Below are 24,017 nucleotides of genomic sequence, written 5' to 3' on the forward strand. Positions count from 1 at the left end.
CCATTCCAGCAGAATGGCAGTTCTCCGCAATACGGTTACGATACGATCATGCGTCAAAACACCATGGCGCTGGCGCATTATCTGGCAGCCCATTCCATTGGTGGCGTGGATGCGCTTCCGAACTACTGGATGGTCGGCCAGTATTCCAATTCGGCCGTAACAAACTCCATCGGAAACGAGACAGACCCTGAAAGCATTTCACGCGTGACGTTGGATCTGCTGTCTGCGGGAATGGTTGACGCGACGAATCTGGCGGCGCGTACTGCTGGAGTTATGTCGGCGCAGAAAGGGATCTGCCCTCGTATCACGGCGTTCGCCAACGGACAGACCAGTACGCCGACCCTGGCCGCAACACAGGGTCATGCGACGGCTCCGGCATCGTCAGGTCGCTATGGCTATGGGGATGTCGTCGACGGTTTGCGGATCGATCCCGACCAGGGGCTCCAGTTCATCGACAATGTCTATAAGGCGTCTTCGACGGCGGCTCCCATGAAGGTCAACGGCATCGATGACAGTTCAGGCAACCGGGGGCTGATGTGGGCAAATCGCAATTTTGAAGAAATGGGCGACGGGTATCATTTCAGGACCTGGAATGCCGGGATCAGCGGCTTCAATCCGGACGGCACGCCCAGGATCGATGCCACGCAAGGCAACTCCGAAGTGTGGGTGGACTATGTCGGCGGTCATTTCACCTTCGCCTTTGCCAGCAAAAACGTCTATGAGGCCGCGCTCGACCTGACACTCGACAGTGCGAAATTCACTGTCCCGGTGGAGTTGATCGGGTTCCCTAAAGCAACAATTCTGGGCCTTACAGGTTCAGAGGAAGGAATGATTATCAACGACAGCGATGACCATGTGCCTGTCATTTACGAAAACGGGAAATGGTATCCGATCCAGCTTGGGGCCGCTTTGCAATAAGCGCCCCCTGATATCTGGCTAAGATGCTCTTCCAGGCCCGTATTTTCAGAGATTTTCTCCAGAAATCCGGGATGTTGGTTTTTTATGGGTGAGCTTCCGCATATGCGGCGGCGGCTCCGAACAGTCCGGGTTGTGGGTGGGTGATGATTTTGACCGGCATTTCGGTCATCATTGTCTCGAAACGCCCTTTTGCGACGAAGCGTTCGGCAAATCCGGAATGACCGAGGCTGTCTGCGAGGCGGAGACCCAATCCGCCACCAATCACGACGCCTCGTGCTCCGTGTGCGAGTGCCAGATCGCCGGAGACTGCGCCCAGGCTCAGGCAAAAGCGTTCCAGTGCGGCAACGGCCACGGTGTCCGAGCCGTCGAGGGCGTTCTGCCACAGGGTGCGGTTGTCACGCAGGGTAATGGGCCAGCCCTGTATTTCCGCAATGACTTCATACAGATTGGTCAGGCCCGGACCTGAGACAATCCGCTCTGCGGAAACGCGGCGAAAGCGCAGACGCAGGGCTTTGAGAATTTTGTCTTCCAGTTCGTCGAGGGGAGGATAATCCAGATGACCACCCTCGGTTTCCATCACGAAATACCGGTCGTTGCGACGGAGGAGGCACGCAGCACCTAGTCCGGTTCCCGGCCCTACAATAGTGATGGCACCTTCGGTTGGAAGGTCGATATCCGGTCCACACAGATGTTTCATACAGGATGAATCGACCTGTGCCACGGCATGGGCCACAGCCCCAAAGTCATTGACCAGCACGAAATTATCGAGATGCAGGCGCGCGGCGAGCTGGCTGGGCTGGATGATCCACGGATTGTTGGTCAGTTTGAGGATTTCTCCGCTGACCGGACAGGCGACCGCGATACCGGCTTCGCGCGGCAGGTCACGATTCAGGGAGCGGCCGAATGTTTCCCAGGCCAGCGCCAGACTGCCATGTTCCGCACATTTCAGTGTCGTGGCCTCACCCAGCGTGATGACCTTGCCATCCTCGATGGTCGCGATTGCAAAACGTGCGTGCGTTCCACCGATATCGACGGCGACGATTTCCCTCATGGCACCTCAAGTCCTCTGGCGATGCTGGCCGACGGCCTGCGCTTTTTCCATGTGCAGCAGTTGCCTACCGGTTCCTCCGCGTCAAGTTCCGGATGTGATGGAATTCGTAATTCAGCGAGCGGGCCGCTGTCGGACTTCTGCGGTGCGCAGCAGTCGGTGAACGATGGCGCGCGGCACGATCATTTCAAGAAACCGGGCTATGGCGAAAGGCCAAGGGAAAAGCAGGTGCGCCCTTCCTTGCCCGATGGCGCGTGCGATCATGCGGGCAGCGCGTTTTGAGGAGACGAGGAAGGGTCGCGCTCCTTCGAGCCGCTGACTCATCGGCGTGTCGACATAACCGGGAGAAATCAGGGTGACAGAGACATGATGCGGGGTCATGGCGGCGTGCAGGGCCGTGCTGAAGCGTGCCAGACCGGCTTTTGAGCCACTATAGGCCGTGGCGACAGGAAGATCGTGGAACGCCGCGACGGAGCCTACCAGTGCGATCCGGCCTTCTTTTCGGACAGCCATACGTGAGGCCATTTCGGTGGCAAGGGTCGCAGGGGTTGTGAAATTGACGAGGGAGATGTCTCGGACCTGCTCGGCCGTTTCCGTCAGAGCGCCTTCGGGACGAATATCGCCCAGTCCCGCCCCCAGAATCAGAATATCGATTTTTTGCGCGTCGTCTGTTTTTCGCAAAGCATTCAGAGCATCGTCCGTGCGGCACAGATCAAGGGACAAGATTTCTGCCGAGGCGCCTTTACGGACGACCTGTGCGGCAATGTCTTTGAGCCGTTCGGGACTGCGGCCCCAGAGCGTCAGATGAGTTCCCGGACGGGCGTAGTGGAGCGCCAGAGCGGCGCCGATCCCGCTCGATCCTCCGGTGATGAGGACGTGAAACGGGGCGCTGGAAGAGGAAACAGAAGTCTCTGGCATGGAAAACCGCTTTATTCGTGGTCGGATCGGGGCTGGAAGGGTATAGCCCTCCCATGCAACAAGATGCGACCCCGTGCCGTACTGGCACATCAGCCCGTTGGACGGGATGTTTTTTTCGATCAGAGGTACACCTGCCATTATGACACTGCCCGACAGGACTGACATCCCTGCGCCGCATGATGATCTTGTGGTTCGGCCAGTGACGACGCGGGCTGATCTCAAACTGTTCACGACGCTTCCGCGTCGTATCTATGCCGGAATGGCGGGCTTTGTCCCGGCTTTCGACATGGAACAGGATGATCTGCTGAACCCGAAAAAAGCGCCGATTTTCCGCCATGCGAGCATCCGCTACTTTCTGGCATGGCGTGGAAACACGGCTGTGGGGCGCATTGCAGCAATCGTGGACCATCGTGCCATTGAGCACTGGGGCATGAAAATCGGCTGTTTCGGGGCGCTGGATGCTGTTCCTGAAGGCAGTGTCGTCAGCGCACTGCTGGAGACGGCCCGGAACTGGCTGCGTCTTCAGGGCATGCAGACAATGCGCGGGCCGGTGACGCTGAGCGGCAATGGCGAATCCGGCCTGATGATCGAAGGGCAGGACCAACCCCTGATGGTCGCCATGCCCTGGCATCCGCGCCTGATGGGGAAACTGGTTGAAGACGCGGGCTATACGCCCGTTGAAGACCTTTTGAGCTATAAGCTCGATCTCGATGATCAGACGGAATCGCGTTTCAAGGTTCCGGGCGATCTGAAAATTGGCGAAGGCCGACTCGGCTCTATTGCCATCAGGCGTCTGTCGAAGAAGCAGATTGCCGAGCAGGGCGAAATCCTGCGTCAGCTTTACAATGATGCCTGGAGCGACAAGTTCAATTTCGTACCCCTTCAGGATTACGAAATGAAGGCCATGATCAAGCAGCTTGGTCCGGTGCTTCGTCCTGAACATTATGTCCAGATCGATCAGGATGGTGAACCCGTCGCCATGGCGCTGGTGGTTCCCAATCTTTACGATATTGCTGGTGATCTGAGTGGTTCGCCTTCGCCTCTGGGTTGGGTGAAGCTTGCGGCCCGGCTGACGACGCATCGTTTTCATTCGGCACGAGTCATTCTGCTGGGCGTGACGCAGCGTCTGCGTGGCACCGTTCTGGGCGCGCTGCTGCCGTCTCTGGCGATTGCCGAACTGATGCGCCGCCGGAAGTCCCTGCCCTATTCCTGGGTAGAGCTGGGCTGGATTCAGGCTTCTGATTCCAACATGCGCAATCTGGCAGAAAGCATCGTGCCCGAGCCTTACAAGCGCTATCGGCTTTATGAACGGCCGATCGACGATCCGGCCTGAAGGCTAGGTTTGTTGCAGGGTGGCTTCAGAAATGCTGCCAGCCGCCCTGTTCGAGCACAATATCAGCTCCTGTTGCATCCAGAAGCCTGACGCCACGTCCTGTTTGCACTCGACCGATACGATGAACTGCGATTCCGGCATCCTGGCATGCAGACTGAAGTGCTCGTGATCGTTCGGGCGGGCATGTGAGGAGCAGTTCGTAATCGTCGCCACCACACAGGCGTTGCATGAGCCAGTCCTGCCCGAGTGATGCGGCAGCGTCCGAAACAGGAACGGCTTCCGATTCGATAACGAGTTGGACGCCTGATTCCGTTGCGATGTGACCGCAATCCTGAATGAGGCCGTCTGAGATATCCATGGCTGCGTTGACAATGCCGTGAAGATTTAAGCCTGTTCTCGGCTGTGGCAGGCGGTATCGTGTGGCCAGAAAGCCCGACGGATCCTTGAGCCTGCCCTGAAGCACGAGCAAGCCTAGAGCGGCGTCTCCGATCGTGCCGGTCGCCCAGATATCGTCGCCTGCTTTGGCGCTGTTGCGGCGAAGCGCCGTGTTCTGTTTGAGAAGTCCGAATACAGTTGCGGACAGAACCAGTGGCCCGGAGATGGAAGTCGTATCGCCGCCGATCAGATGCACGCCATAGTGTCGTTGGTCTTCTGCGAGGCCATGCGAGAACGCAGCAAACCAGCTTTCGTCGTGTCGCCCTTCGCGTGGGACGGTTACGTTCAGCGTGTAGGCATGAGGCCGTGCACCCATGGCTGCCAGATCGGACAGGTTGCAGCGCAACAGCTTGCGACCGAGGGTCTCTGGCGGATCGTCTGGAAGAAAATGGACGTTCTCGACCATGGTATCGGTCGAGATGGCGAATTCCTCGCCTACGGGACAGCGCATCAGTGCGCAGTCATCCCGCAGGTCGAGGGCTTCCGATCCGGCGAGTGGCCGGAAATGACGGGCAATGAAGCTGAATTCGCCTGATACGGCGTCTTCGCAATCCGATCTGCCCGTCATGGATCAGGCGTTGCCGTCATTACCGCTGCGGCTGAGAGTATCGAGGATGCCATTGACCATCTTGGGTTCGTCGCCGGAGAAGAAGCCGTGAGCGACGTCCAGATATTCGTTGATGATGATCCGGTCCGGTGTGTCCGTGCCGATCAGCTCAAAAACGGCACCACGCAGCAGTGCGCGCAGAACAGGGTCCAGCCGCGGCAGTGGCCACTGTTCGGGCAGAACGGCGCTCAGTTTTGTATCGATATCGTCTTGTCGACGGGTGACGCCAAGGACGATTTCCTGAAACAGCTTCAGGTCGGCATCTGGGATATGGCCATCTTCGAACAGGGCGGTGGAACTGACGCGGCGATGGCGGATGAACTGGCTGATGACGGTTTCCGCCGTGTCGCCGGACTGTTCGCACTGGAACAGCGCCTGAACGGCAGCGACACGGGCAATGGTCCGGCTGCGGCGCGTCGGGTTGGTGGCGGGGGCGTCGGTAACGGTCATGGTGTCTCCTGGGAGTCGTCGGGGTGCGGCATGTCTGCTCCCCCGGGAATAGGTTTCATGTCGGCGAGGATTTTCGAGAAGGCCTCGACCTCGCGGAAGTCGCGGTAGACGCTGGTGAAGCGGACATAGGCCACACCGTCCACTTCGCGCAATGCGTCCATCGCAAGCTGGCCGATGCGATGGGAAGAAATTTCATGTTCCCCCGAGGCTTCGAGCTGTCGGACCAGTCCATTGACCAGCTGTTCCTGACGTTCTTCGGGAACCGGGCGTTTGCGCAGGGCGACGCGGATGGAGCGCGCCAGCTTGTCCCGATCAAAAGGAACGCGTCTGCCGTCTGCTTTGGTGACGGAAAGTTCGCGAAGCTGAACGCGTTCGACGGTCGTAAAGCGCTGCGTGCATGCTGAACAGACGCGCCGGCGACGGATGGCAACGCCATCTTCCGTGGAGCGGCTGTCCTTGACCTGGGTATCGTCATGTCCGCAAAAAGGGCAACGCATTCGCGATCCTGAGAGTTCGGGCCTTGTCGGGGCCGGGTAAGTGGGCGCACTTTACCGGATGATGCGTTCTGGCCCAAACGGGGCTTTGCACGAGACTGCCTACATTCACGGGAGACTGTCGTTGAAACGGGTATCTGTCCTGACCGCCCTCTTTGTTTTCTCTGCGTCGCAGGCTTTTGCCCAGCAGTCCCTTTCAGGAACTGCGCCACCGCCGGATGCCGCTCATGATGCGGAGCGCGTTGTCGTTCTGGACGGGACGTTCCGCCCTTCGGCATATTTTCCAGACCGCGGGGCGGGTTACTTTACGATTCGCAACGACGATAGCGTGGATCACCTCCTGAAAGGGATTTCATCTCCGCTCTGTCAGAACGTGGTTGCACATCACACGAATCAGCAGCAGACCGAAGGGGCGAATGACCTCTTCACCCATCTGGCTCTGCCTCACGACTCCACGATGATCTTCCCGCGCTCGGGCTATCACATGATGTGCATGGGTATCCGGCAGATGCCTGCTGTGGGAAGCAAAGTGCCTTTCACGTTCGATATTCTCAACGGCGGCAGCATCACGGTCAGCTTCACGGTGACGGGGCCTGACGAACTGACCCATGACTGAAGTTTCAGTGGGCTGAGGCAGGCTCGCGGATTTCCCGCAGGACAGTCAGGACGGCGGATCCGTAGCGATCCAGTTTCGAGGCGCCGACACCTTTGATGCAGCCCAGTCCGTCCCGGCTGTCCGGTTGTTCGCGGGCGATATCCCGCAAGACGGAATCGTGGAAAATGACATAAGGCGGGATTTCCTGCTCTCGTGCTTCGGACAGGCGCCACTGTCGCAGGGCATCGAAATACGGTTTTTCATCCGCTGAGAGGCGGTCGTTTTCCGTATTGCCGTCAGACCCTGCGCTTGCCGTCAACGCGGCTTTGGCTTCAAGCCTGAGCGCGACACGTTCCTCACCGCGCAGGATCGGGCGGGCAATCTCGCTCTGGAGCGCCAGACTGCCATACTCGCCATGCATTCGGATGGCGCCGCGCGCGATCAGTTGTCGAATGACGGCACGCCACCACTGTTCGCTATGATCCTTGCCAATCCCGAACACCGAAAGATGCTGGTAGGCATTGCGTTCGATGGTCTCATTGGTTTTGCCGCGCAGAATGTTGGAGAGCTGGACTGCGCCAAGACGCTGGCCGGTGCGGTAGATGGCGGAGAGGACTTTCTGGGCGGCCTGCGTGCCGTCAAATGTCGAGACCGGATTGATGCAGTTGTCACAATGCCCGCAGGGTTGGGGAAGGTTTTCCCCAAAACAGGCAAGAAGCGCCTGTGTGCGGCAGCCTGTGGTTTCCGTAAGTGCGATCATGCTTTCGAGACGGGCCTGCATCACGCGTTTTTCGTGGTCAGGGGCGGCGGATTGTTCGAGCCAGTATCGCGCCCGGGCCATGTCCTCCCCGCCATATAGCAGAAGCGTGTCGGACGGTTCGCCGTCGCGCCCTGCCCGTCCAATTTGCTGGTAATAGGCTTCCGGCGATGAGGGCATGTCCAGATGAACGACGCAGCGCACGTCGGGCCGGTCGATGCCCATGCCAAAGGCGATGGTCGCGACGATCACCATTTCTTCGCCGGAGCGGAAGCGCATCAGAGTGGCGCGTTTTTCGATGGCAGACAGGCCTGCATGAAACGGCAGAGCCGTCAGTCCTTTGTCACGCAACATCGTGGCGACGCGTTCGGTCTTGTTGCGGCTGCCGCAATAAACGATGGAGGCGCCTTCGCGATGGCTTTGAAGCGTTTCGAGAAGCTGACGGCTCTCGCTGGCTTTGGCGCGGGCTTCCACGATCAGGTTGGGGCGATGGAAGCTCGCCATCAGAACCTGTGCGTCGGGCATGCCCAAGGCGTTCAGGATATCGTCGCGTGTTCTCGGATCGGCTGTGGCCGTCAGGGCAATGCGCGGAACGCCGGGGAACATCTCAGGCAGGCTGGCAAGTGCGCGGTATTCCGGACGGAACTCATGCCCCCAGGCCGAAATGCAGTGTGCTTCGTCAATGGCGATCAGGGAAATCCGGCGCTTAGACAGGAAATTCGCTGTGGACGGCTGAAGCAGGCGTTCGGGGGAAATATAAAGAATGTCGATCCGGTTGTTGCGCAGATCGCTCTGGAGCTGTTCGCGTTCATCCGGTTCAAGTCCGGAATGGAGGGCGGCTGCCCGAACTCCAAGCTGTCGCAGACCGGCCACCTGATCGTCCATCAGGGCGATCAGGGGTGAAATGACGAGACCCATGCCTTCACGGCAGAGCGCAGGAACCTGATAGCACAGGCTCTTGCCGCCGCCAGTCGGCATGAGGACGAGAACGTCTTCGCCCCGCATGACCGTTTCGACAGCCTCCTGCTGGAGGCCGCGAAACCCCGAAAATCCGAAGATTTCCGCCAGAACGCCCTCAGGAGACAGCGCTGTACCGGCACCCGTTTGATCGGGAGGCGTAGTCTGCGATTGCGTCATTTCTGCTTCCGGATCAGAGACCCGGAACGATGGTGATGGAAACGCGGCGCAGGGCGACGTGCGAATCTTCAAGCTGGCTTGGTGTGTAGGGCGTCATTTCGATCTTGGCGCCGTTGATACCGTCACTGCTGAGCTGTGTGGCAACAACCTGCGCGCGGCTTGTGGCCAGTTCCTTCAGAACTGCGGCATCACCATTCACCCCGGCAGAGCCGGAAACGCGGACGACCGTGGCATGTTCAGCGCGGGCTGCTGCTGCGGCCTTGGTGACGACAGCCTGTGCGACAGGGCTGAGTGTGACGGATTCACGGTCGAAGAAAACGACGTAGCTGTCGCGCGTGGGCTGTTCGGCGCATCCTGCCAGCGCAGCTGACAGAACGAAAACCGGGGCCGCAATGCGGATGAGGGAGAGGAAACGTGCCATGGCGTAGCGTCCTGTCAGGGTGGAAAGGCGTGAAGCTGGGGCGGCGCACAGCCGTTCAGCATGCACTGGAAATAACCTGTCCGTCCTCCAGACGCCAGATGCGGTCAAGTTTTTCCACGCCTGTCAGACGATGCGCGATCAGCAGGACGCTTCGCCCTTCGGTCGCGTTATTGAGCGTTTCGAGAAACGCGCGCTCGGTATCGGCGTCCAGCCCCGTTGCCGGTTCGTCAAGAACGAGAATGGGCGCATCGGACAACAGGACGCGCGCCAGAGCAATACGGCGCCCCTGCCCGCCCGAAAGTTTCGAGCCGCCTTCGCCGATCCATGTCTCAAGTCCGTCAGGCAGGCTGCGAACGACATCCGCTATCCGGGCCTGTTCCAGAGCCGTCCAGAGGGCTTCTTCGGAAATATCTTCCCGGCCCAGAAGAAGATTGCCGCGGACCGTATCATCAAACAGATGACTGGCCTGTGACAGCCATGCGATCTGGGAGCGGAGATCGCTGTCGCGCAGGGTGTTGATGTCAGTCCCGCCCAGCAGGATCTGGCCCTGAGCGGGAGATGCAGCCTTGAGGATCAGCGCGGCCAGACTGGATTTTCCAGCTCCGGAAGGCCCGATCAGCGCCGCGCGCTCTCCCTGACGCAGGGTCAGGCTCAGATTGTGGAAGATCGGCGCCCGATCCGGCGTCCAGCTGAACGTCACGTTTTCGAGACGCAGATCCCGTCCGGTCGGGAGCGGCGCGTTGCCCTCTGGAGCCGGAGGAGCCTTATCGGCAATCTCAACGATCCGCTGGGCGGCGTGGTTGACCTGTCCGCTCAGCAGACCGGCCCGTGCCAGACCTGTCACGCCTTCGAGGGCCGTGATGGCAACGAAAAGCGCTGTAAGGCCAGCGACTGCGGGTGCCTGCGGGAACAGGAGTCCAGCAACCGCGCACAGGATGATGGCGATGCCCCCTTTAGCGATCAGGCCTGCAAGACCCTGCATGAGCGCCATACGGGTCTGCTGGCGGCGCTGGGCCTTGAAGAGGGTTTCCTGCCGCTCCGTAACGACCGCGGCGAGGACGTCTTCCGCACCGAACGCACGTGCCTCGCGAAGGCCCGAGGTCAGATCGAGTGCAGCAACCCGAAGTTCGGATTCCGCATGCAGGATGTCCGGCCCGAAACGTTTGGACAGGTGCGCGCCCATCAATGGAAGAACGAAAGCGAGAACGGCAAAGAGTGCGCCTGTCAGCAGCCCGGCCTGTGTTCCTGCTTTCATCCAGACGATCGTGGCGATTGGAAGCGTCAGCAGCGCTGAAACCAGCGGGACAAAAATTCGCAGATAGAGGTTGTCGAGCGTCTGGACGTCGGACACTAGGCGGGACAACAGGTCTCCCGAACGCTGGAAACCCAGCCCTGCCGCAGCGCCGCCAGCGAGTTTGCGATAAAACCAGACTCGCAGATCCGCCAGAGCGCGGAACATGGCGTCATGAGTATACAGACGCTCCACATAGCGCAGGACGATCTGGGCGGCACCGGACAGGCGCAGAAGAAGATAGGCGGCTCCAACGCCGATCGCAGCGCCCGCAAGACGACCACCTGCCTGCCCCATCAGGGCCAGTCCCGCACAGACGGCCAATTCGGCAATGATGATGCCTGTGATGAGACGCGTATATTGCGGACGCCAGACCTGAAGGATTCGGGAAAGCGCTGTTTCGCTGCGTGTTTCCGGGCGCGTGGGCAGTGAGGCACTCATGCGGCTTCTCCCGTAAAGGCGATGGCGCGGCCACCATCAAGGACAAGGTGGCGTCCCTGAAACTGTCGGGCCTGTGCGGAATGGCTGCAAAGAATGACAGTCCGGCCTTTTGCCAGTTCTTTCAGGCTTGCGAGGATGCTGGCCTCGGTTTTCGGGTCAAGATGGGAGGTTGGCTCATCCAGCAGCAGAAGCGGCGAGTTTTTGAGATAGGCGCGGGCAATGGCAATGCGTTGCGCCTGACCGCCTGAAAGACCGAAGCCGCCCTCCCCGATCCGCGTTTCCAGACCGTCCGGCAGGGATGAGAGGTACTGATCGACGGCAGCCGCGGAAATGGCATGGTCCAGTTCGTCGGCCGTCGCATCGGGCTTGGCGAACAGGATGTTCTCACGGATGGTCCCGGCAAACAGAACCGGCTTCTGACCGATCCAGCTGATCAGGGAGGAAATCTGTCGCGGAGAAAAATCCTGCATGTCCTGCCCATCAAACAGGATCCGTCCCTGTGACGGAGAGACGAAGCCGAGCAGCAGTTCCAGAAGCGTGGATTTCCCTGCTCCGGAGGCACCTTCCAGAATCAGTGTCTCACCTGCGGCAAGAACGAAGCTGATATCGTGAATGACCGTGCCGCGCTGCTCGTCCCATGCAAAAGAGACGTTCTCTGCCGTAACTGAAATGCCGCCGTCGGCATGAAGGATATCTGGGGTTGCGACTGTCCGTTCGCCGGTTAGCGGGGCCAGTTCGTGCATGGCCTCTGCGGCGGCGGTGGCGTGCGCACGATCCTGATAAGCTGCTGAAAGTGCCCGGAACGAGGCAAACGCTTCAGGAACCAGAAGAACGGCGTAGAGCGCGCGGGTCAGGATGGCGTTGGACGGATGCCCCATGAGGGTGTGGGCCTGCGTTACGACGATCAGCACGAGTGCCACGACCATCGCCACATCCGTGGTTGCGGAAGCAAGAAAGGCGATCCTCAGGACTTTCATGGTCCGTTGGCGCAGATCGTCGGCACTTTTCGCCAGAGCCTGTGTCTCTCGTTCAGTTCCACCTGAGAGAACGATGGTCGCAATCCCTTTCACACGGTCCAGAAAACGTGTCTGAAGGCGTGCCATGGCCAGAAACTGTTTGCGTGACGCCACAGCCGTGGCGATTCCGAAGACGGCTTGAAAGATAGGAAGGACGGCGCAACAGGCAGCGAGGATCAGGCCAGCCTGATGATTCTCGAGGTAAACTGCGATCACGACCAGCCATTGAGAAACCAGCCAGAGCGATGCGGCTGGCAGCCAGCGCGCAAAATAGCCGTCGAGCGCTTCGATCCGGTCAACCAGCGTTGCGGCGATGGCTGCGCTGTGGTGGCGGCGCAGAAGAGCTGGCCCTTCATTGAGGATACGATCCAGCACTTCCTTTCGCAGACGGCGGCGCCCCTGAATTCCGACGGATATGGCCGTCATTTCCTGCACAGTCGAGAGAATGACCCTGAGGAGGCAGACAAGAAGGAAGACGACAATCGCTGGACCAGTGCTGTCCGTGTCGTGTGTCAGCACTGAGGCGAGCGTTCGTGCCAGCGCCCAGGCCTGCAGGAGTCCCAGCAGGGTTGAGAGCAATCCTAAACATACTACGACAGAGGTTCGGGAGCGGCTGGCGCGTCCCTGTGCCTTTACCCACGCTTTTGCGATTGTCTTGTCGGCCTTCATGACCCCTGCATATAGGTCGCAAAAGCGCGACAAGACAGTGCCTCATGCAATTCTTGCAGCTTATTTAGAGTTTTTTGTGGTTTTGGCGGCGAAACCTGCGGATGTTACGTGATTACCGCACCGAGTCTTCGTCGTGATTAATGGCCTCGCGCGCCATGGCGAGTGCCGTAAGGGACGGGCGTTCTGGAATGAAACGCAGAGTGTACCAGGTTCCGTTTTCATTGCTGACGGTCATGTCCGCATTGATTTGCCGGGCAAATCCACGAATGAGCTGCATACCAATCCCTTCCCTGCGAGTTCGAGACTCGCTGGCCTGACCGGCATCAATGCCAATGCCGTCATCACCCAGCTTCAGTTCTACCAGTCCTTCTTTGTCCGGATCTGGCGGTACAACTTTGTGAAGGGCAATGACGATATGTCCTGCCCGCTCGCCTGGAAACGCATATCGCAGGGCATTGCTGAGAACTTCCGTCACGATGAGCGCAATCGGTACGGCCTGATCGGGGGAGATCAGGACATGTTCTATATCAAGCCGGAGTCGGATACGGGTCTGGGCATTCATGCTGTTGGCTGACAACAGAATGCTACAGAGTTCTTCAAGAAAGCTTTGGACGTCCAGAGCGGAAAGGCCGTTTTCCGAGTAGAGATAACGATGCAGGGTCGCGAGTGCTCTTACACGGTCCCGTACGAGGCGGAATTCCTCACGGGCTTCGTGTGAGCGGATCCGACTTGCCTGAAGATTGAGCAGTGATGCCACGACCTGCAAGTTGTTCTTCACGCGATGATGGATCTCGCGGATTAGCATGTCCTGATTGCGGGCTGACTGTTCCAGAGCCTTTTCATGCTGGGTCAGGCGGCGTGTAGCACGCAGGAAGGCTTTTTCCAGATGCCGGATTTCAAGTGGAATAGAATGGTTGTTTCTGGGCGCGAACAGGGCGCCCCGCCTCCAGTCCGCAACGGCAAGCGCAAGTTTTTCAAGGGGATCAACCAGGAAGATACTGGCGCCTAGTGCCACGCCCAGCAGTTCCAGAACCAGAAGTCCGACAATCAGGCTGACCCGGATCAGAAAGATATTCAGGGCGTGGCTTTCTTCCGCTGTGCGCTCGGTAGCGACAATCAGGCTGACCGGCCCGTAAGCGTTCTGAAAGGCATATGTGATGCCCTGATTTGTGAAAACGTCATGTTGGCTCTGGGCGGTAATATCCCGCTGAAGACGGGCCATCGCTTTTGGGGGCAGGTTGACCGATACGGGACGATCCGGAAAAAGCGAATAGAGAGAACCATCAGGCATTGCGAGAAAATGCCGGGAATTAGTCTCCGTACCAAGAAGAAGCCGACTGTCCCCTTTTCGAAGATGGTTCTGCTGCCATCCCAAGGTCCGTATAGCTACGATATAGCCCGAAACGGAATTGTTGCTGAGAATGGGAACAACAAATTTCAGAAGTGGGCCTCGTGCGCCCTTGAGCACATCAATTCCGGCGACGGGCAGTCTTGCGGAAGCAGACATCATCGAAGGCGACGCATTTTCCGGTGAGTGACAGATCGCCGGGTCCTGAGTTGAAGGCGACGGCAGTACGACAGAGGGTCGCCCCTCGGCATCCGTTAGCATCAACAAACAGTAGTGATGCTGAGAAACCATCTGGACGAGCGCGAATTCCCGGAGAGCATTTCCGGATGAGATGTCGCCATCGGCCAGCATATCCAGAAGGGTATGGGTCTGGTCCAGATCTGTCGTGATTTCTGAAATCGCAAGCTGCGTGTCGCGTTCCGTACGCAAAGCGCTATTGCCGACATTCTGCTGATAGCTGTGCCAGGCAAGCATGGACGCGATGATTGCGAGAGGAAGGGTGGTCGCGACGATCAGCGCCATAACTCGGGCGCCGACAGTATCGAGCATCCGGATATGGCGCAGGGCCTTGCGTCCGCGAAGCAAGCGGTGCCAGCGCCGCGGATTCAGGTCTGGAGAACCAGACCGGAGAACAGTCACTTGTTTCGGTCTTCCTCGATCAGTCGGAGAAGCTCATCGGGAATTGGCTCATTTGCAACATCGTCGAAAAGCTGATGCAGACCCCGGCTCAGCCAGATACCGAAAGGTGAGTCCTGTTCCTCCCCCTTTATATCGTCGACTGAAGACTTCCGCTTGTCTCCTGCGGTCATTGGCTGGTCCCGAACCTTCCTGTGACGTCAGAAGTGCAGATTATGCACCTCTGATACTGATTATGGCGCGAACTCCGGATTCCTTTTGAGAAGCCGTTACAGGATGAACTGCCAGAAACAGTCTTACGAAAACGTCGCGTTTTCTGCAATCGCTTCCAATCCGCAATGGACTGGGATCTGCTCTCTTACAGGCAACGCATCAGGAGAGCATGAGATCCTCAGATGCGTGGCCAGCACGCCGACGGGCATCCATTGCATCGCGCAGGGCTTTGACCTTGACGCGAAGTTTGTCGTTGGTCGGAAGGTCTCCGCTCATCCAGGCTTCCAGTTGACGACGTGCCCGGAAAACGCGGCTTTTTGCAGTCCCGACGGCGCAATCCGTAGCCTCGGCCAGCTCTTCGTAACTCATGCCTTGAATGACGACCATGACCAATGCCTCGCGCTGATCGGATGGAAGGCGGGAAAGCGCCATCGACAGATCCTTCAGGGCAAGATTGTCTTCATGCGTCGCCGGGCTGGCAAAAGATGCTGCGGGCACATCATCGATATCGGTTGTTTCACGACGCTTGCGCAGGTCTGAGATGAAACGGTTACGCAGGATACGATGCATCCATGCCGAAAAATTCGTACCTGGGATGAAGCTGTTTTGTGCTGCCAGAGCGTTGCACACGGCGTCCTGTACGAGGTCTTCTGCAGCAGCGCGATTGCGGGTCAGTGAGAGGGCCTGAACGCGCAGCTTCGGAAGAATGGCAATAACCTGATCGTGGAACGTCATGGAACTGACTCCTGATTTCGTTCTGTCTGTTTTCAGGAGATCAATGAATGGTCGGATGAGAATGTTGCATCTGGAGGATCGAAATTTTTAAAAAAAGAAAATGCTATGCCCATATCCCCCCGGAATTCAGCCATAAATCAGATAATTTTTTTTTCAGGATCCGTCTCTGGGATGTCAGTATTTTCTGTCGCTAGCTCCGCAAGCCGGGTTCTGGCACGGGAAACTCGCGCCCTCATGGTGCCAGCAGGAACGTTGCAGACCTGTGCGGCATCTTCGTAGGAGAGTTCCTGTCCTCCTACGAGGATCAGGGCTTCACGCAACAGATCCGGGAGTTTCCAGAGCAGCTCTCCCAGATCCTGAACAGCATCACGGGCATTCTGGCGGGACGGAACAGCTGTAGATGGCTGCATATCGAGTTCGATATCGAGCATGATTTCCTGCTCGCGGCTGCGTCGACGGGTCTGCTCGTAAAAAGCGTTTCGCTGTATTGTGAACAGCCATGCTTTTAGAGCTGTTCCCTGCTGGAACTGATCCTGCGACGCCAGAGCGCGCACGATCGTATCCTGCACCAGATCGTCCGCCGCAGTCGCGTCCCGTGTCAGAAAGCGCGCAAAGCCTCGCAGATCCGGAAGGGTCTGTAAAAGGCTACTGTGAAAGCTGACTTTCTGGGAAGATGGGCCCGATTGGTGCCCTTCGGACGCTGATGTGCTCAGAAGAATATCCTTCACGCGACATTGCAGACGACCGCGCAGCCACAGACACTATACGGAGAATGGGCATCGTGTCATGGTTATTCGACCTTCATAGCAGGATGCATTCCGTTTAGGGGTGAATCGGCAGATATCTTTTTCAGGAGGCCATGAACTCATGACTGATCTGGCACGTCAGGAACTCGTCAAGGCACTTCCCTATGCCCGCCGTTTTGCCCGCGCTCTTGTCGGTGATCAGAAGACGGGCGATCAGCTTGTCGCCGCCGCACTGAAAACGCTGATGGAGATACATCGCAATAGCAATCTGTCCGCACGACAGGCGCTCTACGGCCTACTTGTCAGTAAGTTCACGGAGCAGCATGCAAGGGATGCTGCGGTGGGTATGCCGCTACGTCAGCGCGCTCTTCTTCTGCTAACATCGCTTGAGGAACAGTCTCTCGCCTCCAGCGCGCAGGCTCTTGGCCTAACTGAAGAAGAGGCTGCGGCTGAACTCAACAAGGCCCGGGCTGGCCTGCAGGGAATTGCCCAGACCAGCGTTCTGATTATTGAGGACGAGCCGATCATTGCCATGGATATTCAGGATCTGGTCGAGCGCTGTGGTCACAAAATTGCAGGCGTGGCGCATACCGAAGCGGATGCCGTTGAATTGGCTGCAAAAACGAAACCCGGCCTCATTCTTGCGGACATTAATCTTGGTGGCGGTGGAGACGGTATGCAGGCCGTCGGGCGCATCCTGCGGACCCATGAGGCGCCGGTCATTTTCGTTACGGCCTATCCCGAGCGTCTGCTGACGGGCGAAACGCAGGAGCCGTCTTTTGTCATCACCAAGCCGTTCGAGCCGATGACGCTGGCTGTCGCGACCTATCAGGCTGTCACTGGTGGGGTCACGCTCGTCTGATGGCATAATTTGGAGTGGGGTGGCTTGCGGCGGGTGCTCCGCTGCGACACATAAGAAGCCATGTCGGCACCCATCCTCTCCCTTCAGAATATTGCCTATACTCTTGGCGGACGACCGCTGCTTGATGGCGCAGAGCTTGCTGTTCTGCCCGGTGAGCGTATCTGTCTTGTCGGCCGCAATGGCTCCGGAAAATCCACGCTGCTGAAGATTGCTTCGGGCGATATCGTGACGGATTCCGGCAAGCGTTTCGTGCAGCCCGGCACAAAGGTCCATTATCTCGCGCAGGAGCCGGATCTTTCGCGCTACGCCACGACTTTCGATTATGCATCTGAAGGTCTTGATGAGACCGAATCTTACCGTGCGCGCTCCATGCTGGCGGAACTCGGGATGACGGGCGAGGAAAGTTGCCAAAGTCTCTCGGGCGGTGAAGTGCGGCGCTGCGCCCTCGCCCGCGCTCTTGCTGCCGAGCCTGATCTGCTGCTGCTGGACGAGCCGACCAACCATCTGGACCTTCCGTCTATCACATGGCTGGAAAAGGAACTGTCTGCCTCCCGTTGCGCGATGATCGTTATCAGTCATGACCGACGTCTGTTGGAGACTTTGTCTCGCAGTGTCGTCTGGCTGGAAAATGGCGTGACGCGGCGGCTCGATCAGGGGTTTGCCCGCTATGAAACCTGGCGCGATGAGATTCTGGAACAGCAGGAGCGCGATGCGCACAAGCTGGACCGCCAGATCGCGCGGGAAGAAGACTGGATGATTTATGGCGTCACGGCGCGCCGTAAACGTAATGTCCGCCGTGTCGGAGAACTGGCAGCGCTTCGGGCGCAGCGCCGTGAGCTTGCCTCCCGCAATAAGGGCACTCTGCGCATGGCGGCGACTGATGTTGAAAGCGCGGGCAAAATCACGATCGCAGCAGAAGGCGTCAACTGGGCTTATGATGATCGTGCCATCGTCAGGGATCTCGATCTGAGAATTCTGCGTGGCGATCGGCTGGGTCTGGTGGGAGCAAATGGTGCAGGCAAAACAACGCTTCTGCGTCTTTTAACCGGGAAGATGGAGCCGCAATCCGGCACCATCAAGATGGGGCCTTCCGTGGCTATGGTGACGCTGGATCAGCAGCGGGAAAGCCTTGATCCTAGCAAAACGCTTGCTGAGACCCTTGCTGGTGGCAGTGGAGATATGGTGCAGGTCGGCGACGAAAAGCGCCATGTCATTGGGTATATGAAAGACTTCCTGTTCCGTCCTGAACAGGCTCGCACCCCGGTTGGAAAACTCTCAGGGGGAGAGCGCGGTCGGCTGGCGCTGGCGTGTGCTCTGGCCAAGCCGTCGAGCCTCATGGTGCTTGATGAGCCGACGAACGATCTCGATCTGGAAACGCTGGATCTTCTTCAGGATATGCTGGCCGATTATGCGGGTACGGTTCTGCTGGTAAGTCATGATCGTGATTTTCTGGATCGGGTTGCGAGTTCGGTTCTGGTGTCAGATGGTGGCGGTGAGTGGATCGAATATGCGGGCGGCTACTCGGACATGCTGATCCAGCGTGGCGAAGCTCCGGCAGGGCGGGAAATTTCTTCTTCTGCCATAGAAGGAATCGCACCAAAATCTGCTTTAAAAACAGATAAAAAGACGAAAAAACTTAGCTATAACGACAAGCGGGCTCTGGACCTGCTGCCTAAGAAAATGGCTGATCTGGAGAAGAAGATTCAGGCCTACCGCGACATTCTCGCAGACCCGGAACTCTATAGCCGGGATTATGCAAAATTCGGGAAGACCACGCAGCTTCTGGAAATTTCTGAGAGAGAACTCACCCTGTCGGAAGAAGAATGGCTTGAACTGGAAATGAAAAAAGAACTTCTTGAAAATCAGTGATTTGAAAGAAATTCTTCAGCTTTTTGGTGGGGATGGAATCAGGCCGGAAAGCTCCATGATCTCTCTGGATCGCTTAATGCTGTCCGTGACACGGATGGCAGCATCCAGAGCTCTAATTCCAGCCTGCGCATCGACCAGAACGGGCGCGCCGTAAAGGCATGAGGCGGCGAAGGCCTCATGTTCGGCTGCTAGATTGTCATGGTCTTTCCAGCTTATGGCCTCACGGCGGAACCCGCCTGTGCCCGGAAGGGGAAGGCCCCGTTCACGGCCGATGAAGCTCAGCTTGCGCTCCATGAAGTCGGCAGAAAGATATCCGTCCTGTGAGAACAGTCGCATACGGCGTTCTGTTTTCAGGGAAATCCGGCTTGCGGTGATGGTAGCTACGCATCCGTTTTCAAATCTGACGCGGGCGTTGGCAATATCTTCATGCGCGCTCGAAACAGCCGCGCCCAGTGCGTCGATTTCCGCGATGGGGCTGTCCACGATCGCCAGAACGAGATCAAGGTCATGGATCATCAGATCGAGAATGACCGAAACATCCGTCCCGCGGGGTTTGTATGGAGCAATGCGGGTTGCCTCAATGTAGAGGGGCGCCTTGATTCGTTCGGTGATGGCGTGATGTTCGGCGGAGTAGCGCAGCAGGTGTCCGACCTGAAGGATTTTTCCGGTCTGTTCGGCCAGTTCGGCGAGGGCATATGCCTCGTCCAGCGTGGCGGCGATCGGTTTTTCGACCAGAACATGTCGCCCGGCCCTGAGGGCCTGACTGGTCAGGGGAAAATGATATTCCGCCGGGGCCGCGATAATGACGGCATCGACCTGTTCAAGAAGATTTTCGTAGCTTGTGGCAATTCCGCAACGAACTTCTGCTGCCACAACGGCTGCGCGGGCTGGATCGGGGTCATAAAGAGCGACAAGCTGTTCGGCCGGGTTTGCTGCGGATTTGAGAGCGTGAAACCGTCCGAAATGACCGGCCCCGACGATACCGACACGAAGCTGCTGCGCTGTATTCATGTAGGTACGCTTATCAGGCGCGCTGTTTTCCGGGAAGGTCGTGCAGGCGCAAAGAGGCAAAAGGTTGCATCGGTATGGCGGAAACGGCATGGTCCCGGCCAGAAAATGATCTGAAAAACGATCTGTCCAAATCCGCCGAGGACGTCTCGACCTGATATGATGTATTATAGCCGGCTCAGACTGCTGGGCGTCGCAGGCATCTGCCTGATTGGCGTGCTCCTGTGTCTGCCCAATTTCCTGCGTTCTCCCGCACCGTCCCTGCCCTGGCGGCAGATCCATCTGGGGCTCGATCTGCGGGGTGGGTCCTACCTTCTTCTTCAGCTCGATCTGAAATCCCTTGAGCATGATCGTCTGCAATCCCTTCAGGATCAGGTGCGCCAGACCCTTTTGGATCACTCTCTCGGATACCGGGATTTCGTCCGTGACGATGCGACCGCAAGCCTGAGCTTTCTGCCGCGTTCGGATGCCGAGCGTGATCCGGCGCTCAAGGCCATGCAGTCTCTGCCTCCTGTGGTGCCGAACGAATTCACGACGTCTGAAAAAGACGGGCGGATCGTTCTGACACTTCAGCATGAGGCGATGCTGGCCCGCGCGCGTGAAGCTGTGGCGCAGTCCATCGAGATCGTCCGTCGTCGTATCGACGCGACAGGTGCGATTGATCCGAGCATTGCGCGTGAAGGCGACGATCGGATTGTTGTCGAGCTTCCGGGGGTCAGCGATCCCGAGCGGATCAAGAGCCTGCTGGGCACGACGGCGCGTCTGACGTTCCGCCTGCTGGCTCCGAACCCGAGCGTTGCGAGCCCCGGTTCGACGATGCTTGAAGACGAGAGTATGCATACACAGGTCGCGGTTCAGGATCACGTTGACGTTGACGGCACGGATCTGACGAATGCCGGTGCAGTAATCGATCAGCAGAGCGGTGGCTGGGCTGTGACGTTCCAGCTCAACAGCGCGGGGGCGACGGCGTTTGCGAACGTCACACGGGCCAATGTTGGCAAGCGCTTCGCGATCGTTCTGGACAACAAGGTTATTGAGGCCCCGAACATCATCAGCCCGATCACGGCTGGAAACGGTCAGATCACAGGTGGCTTCAATGCGCGCAGTGCGTCGGATCTGGCATTGCTGCTGCGTGCCGGTGCGCTTCCTGCTCCGTTGTCGGTGGTTGAACAGCGCACGATCGGCCCGAGCCTTGGGGCTGCGTCCATTCGTGCCGGTATCATCAGCCTGCTGACCGGTCTGCTTCTGGTCATCGTGTTCATGGTGCTGTTTTACGGGCGCTTTGGTCTGTATGCCGATATTGCGCTGTTTGCGAACCTGATCCTGATGGTTGGAATTCTCTCGCTGTTTCAGGCGACGCTGACACTGCCGGGTATGGCCGGTATGCTGCTGACTTTGGGTATGGCCGTTGATGCCAACATCCTGATCAACGAGCGTATCCGCGAGGAAGTGAAGCGCGGCCGGGGGCCGCTTCAGGCTCTGCAGGCAGGTTTCGACCGCGCGACCGGCACGATCATCGACAGTAACGCCACGGCATTTCTGGCGCATGTCATGCTGTTCGTGTTCGGAACGGGGCCGGTGCGCAACTTTGCCCTGACGATCACCATCGGTATCGTCACGACCCTCTTCACGACCCTCCTGCTGTCACGCCTTCTGGTCGTGCGGTGGTACGCCCTCGCCCGTCCCAAAGAACTTCCGGTCTGATCGTCATGCTGTCACGTCCTCTTTTCCGTTTTGTCCGTGACGATCGGCGCATCAATTTCATGCGCGGCCGTCACATGGGGCTGATCGTTTCGGCGGTCCTCTCCATCGCTTCCGTCATCCTGTTCTTCCAGCCCGGTCTGAAGCTTGGGTTGGATTTCCGCGGTGGCATCATTGTGGAGGCCCAGACGCCCGGCCCTGCCGATTTCGGTAAGCTGCGGGCGGCTCTGGATCATGCCGGCATTCATCCTGATGCCGTGCAGGCGTTCGGGTCGCCGCGCGATGTTCGGATTTCGATTAACGCTCCCGAAGGGGCGGATCGCGAGGCGCAGACCCAGAAGCTGGTCGATGGTGTCAAGAACGCCATCTCGGCTGCTGAACCGGGCACGCAAGTTCTGCGCGCTGATGCCGTGGGGGCTTCGGTATCGTCCGAACTGTTCCGCGACGGCCTGTTGGCGCTTGGCTTCAGCCTTGCGATGATTCTGGTCTATATCTGGGTGCGTTTCGAGCGTGAGTTTGCCATCAGTGCCGTGGTGACGCTTATTCTGGATCTGACCAAAACGATCGGTTTTCTGGCCATCACGCGCTTTGAATTCGATCTGGTGATGGTTGCGGCTCTTCTGACGATCCTGGGCTATTCCACAAACGACAAGGTTGTCGTTTACGATCGTATTCGGGAAAACCTGCGCAAGTATCGGACGATGCCGCTGCGGGAGTTGCTGGACCTGTCCATCAACGAAACCCTGAACCGGACGCTTGGCACGTCCATGACGGTCTTTCTGGCCGCCCTCCCTCTGGCATTGTTCGGAGGAAGCACGCTGACCGGGTTTGCCACGGTCATGCTGTTCGGGATCGTCGTAGGAACGTCCTCGTCCATCTTCATCGCCGCGCCGCTTCTGCTTCTGATGGGCGAGAAGCGGTTGCGCAAAGAGACGGACGCAGGCTGATACGGCCAGTTCTCACAAAAAAACCGGCGTCCCTTAGGGGAGCCGGTTTTTTTGTGTCTGCTCTGACGGATGGCTCGTCATGTGAGGCGGCTTTTGCGGCAGATCAGCGAGAAGGTTGGAGAGAGCCTGATCGGCCTGCCTGTTTGCGGATGAGCTTTGCAGCTTCAGGGCGTTCAGGGTTGCCTGTTGTGCGGCCTTGTCCAGAGTGACCAGTCGGGTCAGTCCATCGGGGCCGATCTGTCTGGTCATGACAGCTCCCCGTGCCATGCCATGCGCGATCAAATACGCATAAAGCCGGGAATTGGGGGATGGCGGCAGTCCCGTCATTTCAGGGCGTGCCGCGCATCCGGCCAGAAAGCCTCCCGCTACAAGCAGAGCCGTCGCAGAGCGCCAGGCTGCGGGGCGGAAAACTTTCATGGCTGTCATCAGGAGTTTTTCTGGGCCAGCAAGTCGCGGATTTCCGTGAGGAGAACCTCTTCCTTGCTCGGAGCCGGCGGAGCGGCAGGAGCTTCGTCGTGTTTGCGGCTAAGTTTGCTGAGGATGCGGGTCAGCCAGAAAATGAAGAAGGCCACGATCAGGAACTGGATCACGGCATTGAGGAACAGGCCGATATTCACGGTCACTGCGCCTGCCTTCTGGGCTTCGGCGAGCGTGTCTTTCACCGGTCCTTTGAGGGTGATGAACAGGTTTGAGAAATCAACACCGCCGGTGAGAAGGCCGATGAATGGCGTCAGGACATCTTTGACTGCACTGCCGACAATCGCGCTGAACGAGGCACCGATCACGACACCGACGGCCAGATCGAGCACGTTGCCGCGCATGATGAATTTCTGGAAATCGCTGACCCAGCCCGGAGTGTGCAGGGTGTGTTTCGTCTCGCTCATATCAAACCTTTCTTGAGATCCGTGAAGCCACGGTTGCAGGCCTGACATTCGAGCCCGCTTTCATTGCAAGGGATAAACGGACTCACATGATCCAGTAAAGGCTACTTTCATCTGGAAGCGGTTTCCGTTATACGCGCCTGATGATTCGCTCCGGTCGGCATCGGAGCTTTCTTTATGGAGTAGATATTCATGAAATCCGGCATCCATCCTGACTACCACGAGATCACCGTCATCATGACCGACGGGACCGAATACAAGACGCATTCCTGCTACGGTGAGCCGGGCGCGACGCTGCGTCTCGACGTTGATCCGAAGTCCCATCCGGCTTGGACGGGTGTCCAGCGTATGATGGATACCGGAGGCCAGGTTGCAAAGTTCAACAAGCGCTTTGCAGGCATCGGTACGCGCACGAAGTAATTCGGCGCCCCTCCTCCCGCCTCCTCTTGAAGGCGGACAGGTCGGAACCTATCTGGAGAATCAGCCGCGGTGCCGTTCGGGTCGTGGCTGGTTTGACCACAGCATTTTGCCATATCGGGAA

General features: G+C 58.3%; 24 protein-coding genes. 8 read left to right on the top strand and 16 right to left on the bottom strand.

Annotated elements, in window-relative coordinates; all coding sequences use genetic code 11:
• Nucleotides 1-918, top strand: a 918-nt coding sequence (locus JK176_RS08825; protein ID WP_211587505.1) for a hypothetical protein, incomplete at its 5' end; no start/stop codon positions are given.
• A gap of 82 nt (nt 919-1,000) precedes the next feature.
• Here the strand turns inward: JK176_RS08825 and glk are convergent.
• Complete coding sequence (gene glk, locus JK176_RS08830; protein ID WP_211587506.1) at nt 1,001-1,969, bottom strand: glucokinase; 969 nt, start codon at nt 1,967-1,969, stop codon at nt 1,001-1,003.
• A 111-nt stretch (nt 1,970-2,080) separates the two neighbouring features.
• Nucleotides 2,081-2,884 carry an SDR family oxidoreductase gene (locus JK176_RS08835; protein WP_211587619.1) on the bottom strand — a complete coding sequence of 268 codons (804 nt, stop codon included), beginning with the start codon at nt 2,882-2,884 and terminating at the stop codon, nt 2,081-2,083.
• A gap of 139 nt (nt 2,885-3,023) precedes the next feature.
• Between JK176_RS08835 and JK176_RS08840 the strand changes: the two genes are divergently transcribed.
• Nucleotides 3,024-4,217, top strand: coding sequence for a hypothetical protein (locus JK176_RS08840; protein WP_211587507.1), 1,194 nt, complete (start codon nt 3,024-3,026; stop codon nt 4,215-4,217).
• A 25-nt stretch (nt 4,218-4,242) separates the two neighbouring features.
• Here JK176_RS08840 and thiL read toward each other — a convergent pair whose 3' ends face one another.
• The 3 genes from thiL to nrdR are packed head-to-tail and all read right to left on the bottom strand — an operon-like array spanning nt 4,243 to nt 6,206.
• Nucleotides 4,243-5,220 carry a thiamine-phosphate kinase gene (thiL, locus tag JK176_RS08845; RefSeq protein ID WP_211587508.1) on the bottom strand — a complete coding sequence of 326 codons (978 nt, stop codon included), beginning with the start codon at nt 5,218-5,220 and terminating at the stop codon, nt 4,243-4,245.
• A 3-nt stretch (nt 5,221-5,223) separates the two neighbouring features.
• Nucleotides 5,224-5,709, bottom strand: a complete 486-nt coding sequence (gene nusB, locus JK176_RS08850) for a transcription antitermination factor NusB (RefSeq protein ID WP_099286571.1) — start codon at nt 5,707-5,709, stop codon at nt 5,224-5,226.
• A complete protein-coding gene (gene nrdR, locus JK176_RS08855; RefSeq protein WP_099286572.1) occupies nt 5,706-6,206 on the bottom strand; it encodes a transcriptional regulator NrdR in 501 nt (166 codons plus the stop codon). Before nrdR ends, nusB begins: the two co-directional genes overlap by 4 nt.
• A gap of 121 nt (nt 6,207-6,327) precedes the next feature.
• Here nrdR and JK176_RS08860 point away from each other — a divergent pair, with 121 nt between their 5' ends.
• Nucleotides 6,328-6,819: a copper chaperone PCu(A)C gene (locus JK176_RS08860; RefSeq protein ID WP_235993461.1), complete on the top strand. Its 492-nt coding sequence runs from the start codon at nt 6,328-6,330 to the stop codon at nt 6,817-6,819.
• A 4-nt stretch (nt 6,820-6,823) separates the two neighbouring features.
• Here the strand turns inward: JK176_RS08860 and recQ are convergent, their stop codons facing one another.
• The 8 genes from recQ to JK176_RS08900 all read right to left on the bottom strand — a co-directional run bounded on the left by recQ (nt 6,824) and on the right by JK176_RS08900 (nt 16,190).
• A complete protein-coding gene (gene recQ / locus JK176_RS08865; RefSeq protein WP_211587509.1) occupies nt 6,824-8,692 on the bottom strand; it encodes a DNA helicase RecQ in 1,869 nt (622 codons plus the stop codon).
• 13 nt (nt 8,693-8,705) lie between these two features.
• Nucleotides 8,706-9,113 (bottom strand): OmpA family protein, encoded by a 408-nt coding sequence (locus tag JK176_RS08870; protein WP_194268627.1) that lies wholly within the window; start codon nt 9,111-9,113, stop codon nt 8,706-8,708.
• A gap of 55 nt (nt 9,114-9,168) precedes the next feature.
• Nucleotides 9,169-10,845 carry a thiol reductant ABC exporter subunit CydC gene (cydC, locus tag JK176_RS08875; RefSeq protein WP_211587510.1) on the bottom strand — a complete coding sequence of 559 codons (1,677 nt, stop codon included), beginning with the start codon at nt 10,843-10,845 and terminating at the stop codon, nt 9,169-9,171.
• Nucleotides 10,842-12,530 carry a thiol reductant ABC exporter subunit CydD gene (gene cydD / locus JK176_RS08880; protein WP_211587511.1) on the bottom strand — a complete coding sequence of 563 codons (1,689 nt, stop codon included), beginning with the start codon at nt 12,528-12,530 and terminating at the stop codon, nt 10,842-10,844. The genes cydC and cydD overlap by 4 nt, the downstream gene beginning before the upstream one ends.
• Nucleotides 12,531-12,642: 112 nt before the next feature.
• Nucleotides 12,643-14,427: a sensor histidine kinase gene (locus tag JK176_RS08885; protein WP_194263316.1), complete on the bottom strand. Its 1,785-nt coding sequence runs from the start codon at nt 14,425-14,427 to the stop codon at nt 12,643-12,645.
• A gap of 86 nt (nt 14,428-14,513) precedes the next feature.
• Nucleotides 14,514-14,687: a NepR family anti-sigma factor gene (locus tag JK176_RS08890; protein WP_194263301.1), complete on the bottom strand. Its 174-nt coding sequence runs from the start codon at nt 14,685-14,687 to the stop codon at nt 14,514-14,516.
• Between the two features lie 199 nt (nt 14,688-14,886).
• The gene (locus JK176_RS08895; RefSeq protein ID WP_194263300.1) at nt 14,887-15,462 is read right to left on the bottom strand and encodes a sigma-70 family RNA polymerase sigma factor; all 576 of its coding nucleotides are present in this window, start codon (nt 15,460-15,462) and stop codon (nt 14,887-14,889) included.
• Nucleotides 15,463-15,599: 137 nt separating this feature from the next.
• Nucleotides 15,600-16,190: a sigma-70 family RNA polymerase sigma factor gene (locus tag JK176_RS08900; RefSeq protein WP_211587512.1), complete on the bottom strand. Its 591-nt coding sequence runs from the start codon at nt 16,188-16,190 to the stop codon at nt 15,600-15,602.
• 139 nt (nt 16,191-16,329) lie between these two features.
• Here JK176_RS08900 and JK176_RS08905 point away from each other — a divergent pair, with 139 nt between their 5' ends.
• Both JK176_RS08905 and JK176_RS08910 read left to right on the top strand, forming a co-directional pair.
• Complete coding sequence (locus JK176_RS08905) at nt 16,330-17,070, top strand: response regulator (RefSeq protein ID WP_211587513.1); 741 nt, start codon at nt 16,330-16,332, stop codon at nt 17,068-17,070.
• Nucleotides 17,071-17,130: 60 nt separating this feature from the next.
• Nucleotides 17,131-18,939 carry an ABC-F family ATP-binding cassette domain-containing protein gene (locus JK176_RS08910; protein WP_211587514.1) on the top strand — a complete coding sequence of 603 codons (1,809 nt, stop codon included), beginning with the start codon at nt 17,131-17,133 and terminating at the stop codon, nt 18,937-18,939.
• 15 nt (nt 18,940-18,954) lie between these two features.
• On the opposite strand, the gene JK176_RS08915 is transcribed toward JK176_RS08910, so the two are convergent.
• Complete coding sequence (locus tag JK176_RS08915) at nt 18,955-19,950, bottom strand: Gfo/Idh/MocA family protein (RefSeq protein WP_194263296.1); 996 nt, start codon at nt 19,948-19,950, stop codon at nt 18,955-18,957.
• A gap of 159 nt (nt 19,951-20,109) precedes the next feature.
• Between JK176_RS08915 and secD the strand changes: the two genes are divergently transcribed.
• A complete protein-coding gene (gene secD, locus JK176_RS08920) occupies nt 20,110-21,651 on the top strand; it encodes a protein translocase subunit SecD (protein WP_211587620.1) in 1,542 nt (513 codons plus the stop codon).
• Nucleotides 21,652-21,656: 5 nt separating this feature from the next.
• A complete protein-coding gene (gene secF, locus JK176_RS08925; RefSeq protein WP_211587515.1) occupies nt 21,657-22,595 on the top strand; it encodes a protein translocase subunit SecF in 939 nt (312 codons plus the stop codon).
• Nucleotides 22,596-22,628: 33 nt separating this feature from the next.
• Here the strand turns inward: secF and JK176_RS08930 are convergent, their stop codons facing one another.
• A complete protein-coding gene (locus tag JK176_RS08930; RefSeq protein ID WP_211587516.1) occupies nt 22,629-23,021 on the bottom strand; it encodes a hypothetical protein in 393 nt (130 codons plus the stop codon).
• Nucleotides 23,021-23,479: a large-conductance mechanosensitive channel protein MscL gene (mscL, locus tag JK176_RS08935; RefSeq protein WP_194263293.1), complete on the bottom strand. Its 459-nt coding sequence runs from the start codon at nt 23,477-23,479 to the stop codon at nt 23,021-23,023. The genes JK176_RS08930 and mscL overlap by 1 nt, the downstream gene beginning before the upstream one ends.
• 189 nt (nt 23,480-23,668) lie before the next feature.
• Here mscL and rpmE point away from each other — a divergent pair, with 189 nt between their 5' ends.
• Nucleotides 23,669-23,896: a 50S ribosomal protein L31 gene (gene rpmE, locus JK176_RS08940; protein ID WP_062028708.1), complete on the top strand. Its 228-nt coding sequence runs from the start codon at nt 23,669-23,671 to the stop codon at nt 23,894-23,896.
• The last annotated feature ends 121 nt before the right edge of the window (nt 23,897-24,017 follow it).

This window comes from Gluconobacter sp. Dm-73, from assembly GCF_018256215.1.
Taxonomy (GTDB): Bacteria; Pseudomonadota; Alphaproteobacteria; order Acetobacterales; family Acetobacteraceae; genus Gluconobacter; species Gluconobacter cadivus.

Excerpts from the sequence above, each read along its gene's own strand:
- mscL (WP_194263293.1), bottom strand. The coding sequence starts at position 23,479 with ATGAGCGAGACGAAACACACCCTGCACACTCCGGGCTGGGTCAGCGAT.
- thiL (WP_211587508.1), bottom strand. The coding sequence starts at position 5,220 with ATGACGGGCAGATCGGATTGCGAAGACGCCGTATCAGGCGAATTCAGC.
- JK176_RS08890 (WP_194263301.1), bottom strand. The coding sequence starts at position 14,687 with ATGACCGCAGGAGACAAGCGGAAGTCTTCAGTCGACGATATAAAGGGG.
- JK176_RS08910 (WP_211587514.1), top strand. The coding sequence starts at position 17,131 with ATGTCGGCACCCATCCTCTCCCTTCAGAATATTGCCTATACTCTTGGC.
- JK176_RS08930 (WP_211587516.1), bottom strand. The coding sequence starts at position 23,021 with ATGACAGCCATGAAAGTTTTCCGCCCCGCAGCCTGGCGCTCTGCGACG.
- JK176_RS08870 (WP_194268627.1), bottom strand. The coding sequence starts at position 9,113 with ATGGCACGTTTCCTCTCCCTCATCCGCATTGCGGCCCCGGTTTTCGTT.
- recQ (WP_211587509.1), bottom strand. The coding sequence starts at position 8,692 with ATGACGCAATCGCAGACTACGCCTCCCGATCAAACGGGTGCCGGTACA.
- secF (WP_211587515.1), top strand. The coding sequence starts at position 21,657 with ATGCTGTCACGTCCTCTTTTCCGTTTTGTCCGTGACGATCGGCGCATC.
- cydD (WP_211587511.1), bottom strand. The coding sequence starts at position 12,530 with ATGAAGGCCGACAAGACAATCGCAAAAGCGTGGGTAAAGGCACAGGGA.
- nrdR (WP_099286572.1), bottom strand. The coding sequence starts at position 6,206 with ATGCGTTGCCCTTTTTGCGGACATGACGATACCCAGGTCAAGGACAGC.
- JK176_RS08840 (WP_211587507.1), top strand. The coding sequence starts at position 3,024 with ATGACACTGCCCGACAGGACTGACATCCCTGCGCCGCATGATGATCTT.
- glk (WP_211587506.1), bottom strand. The coding sequence starts at position 1,969 with ATGAGGGAAATCGTCGCCGTCGATATCGGTGGAACGCACGCACGTTTT.
- JK176_RS08905 (WP_211587513.1), top strand. The coding sequence starts at position 16,330 with ATGACTGATCTGGCACGTCAGGAACTCGTCAAGGCACTTCCCTATGCC.
- JK176_RS08835 (WP_211587619.1), bottom strand. The coding sequence starts at position 2,884 with ATGCCAGAGACTTCTGTTTCCTCTTCCAGCGCCCCGTTTCACGTCCTC.
- cydC (WP_211587510.1), bottom strand. The coding sequence starts at position 10,845 with ATGAGTGCCTCACTGCCCACGCGCCCGGAAACACGCAGCGAAACAGCG.
- JK176_RS08915 (WP_194263296.1), bottom strand. The coding sequence starts at position 19,950 with ATGAATACAGCGCAGCAGCTTCGTGTCGGTATCGTCGGGGCCGGTCAT.
- secD (WP_211587620.1), top strand. The coding sequence starts at position 20,110 with ATGTATTATAGCCGGCTCAGACTGCTGGGCGTCGCAGGCATCTGCCTG.
- rpmE (WP_062028708.1), top strand. The coding sequence starts at position 23,669 with ATGAAATCCGGCATCCATCCTGACTACCACGAGATCACCGTCATCATG.
- JK176_RS08885 (WP_194263316.1), bottom strand. The coding sequence starts at position 14,427 with ATGCTCGATACTGTCGGCGCCCGAGTTATGGCGCTGATCGTCGCGACC.
- JK176_RS08895 (WP_194263300.1), bottom strand. The coding sequence starts at position 15,462 with ATGACGTTCCACGATCAGGTTATTGCCATTCTTCCGAAGCTGCGCGTT.
- nusB (WP_099286571.1), bottom strand. The coding sequence starts at position 5,709 with ATGACCGTTACCGACGCCCCCGCCACCAACCCGACGCGCCGCAGCCGG.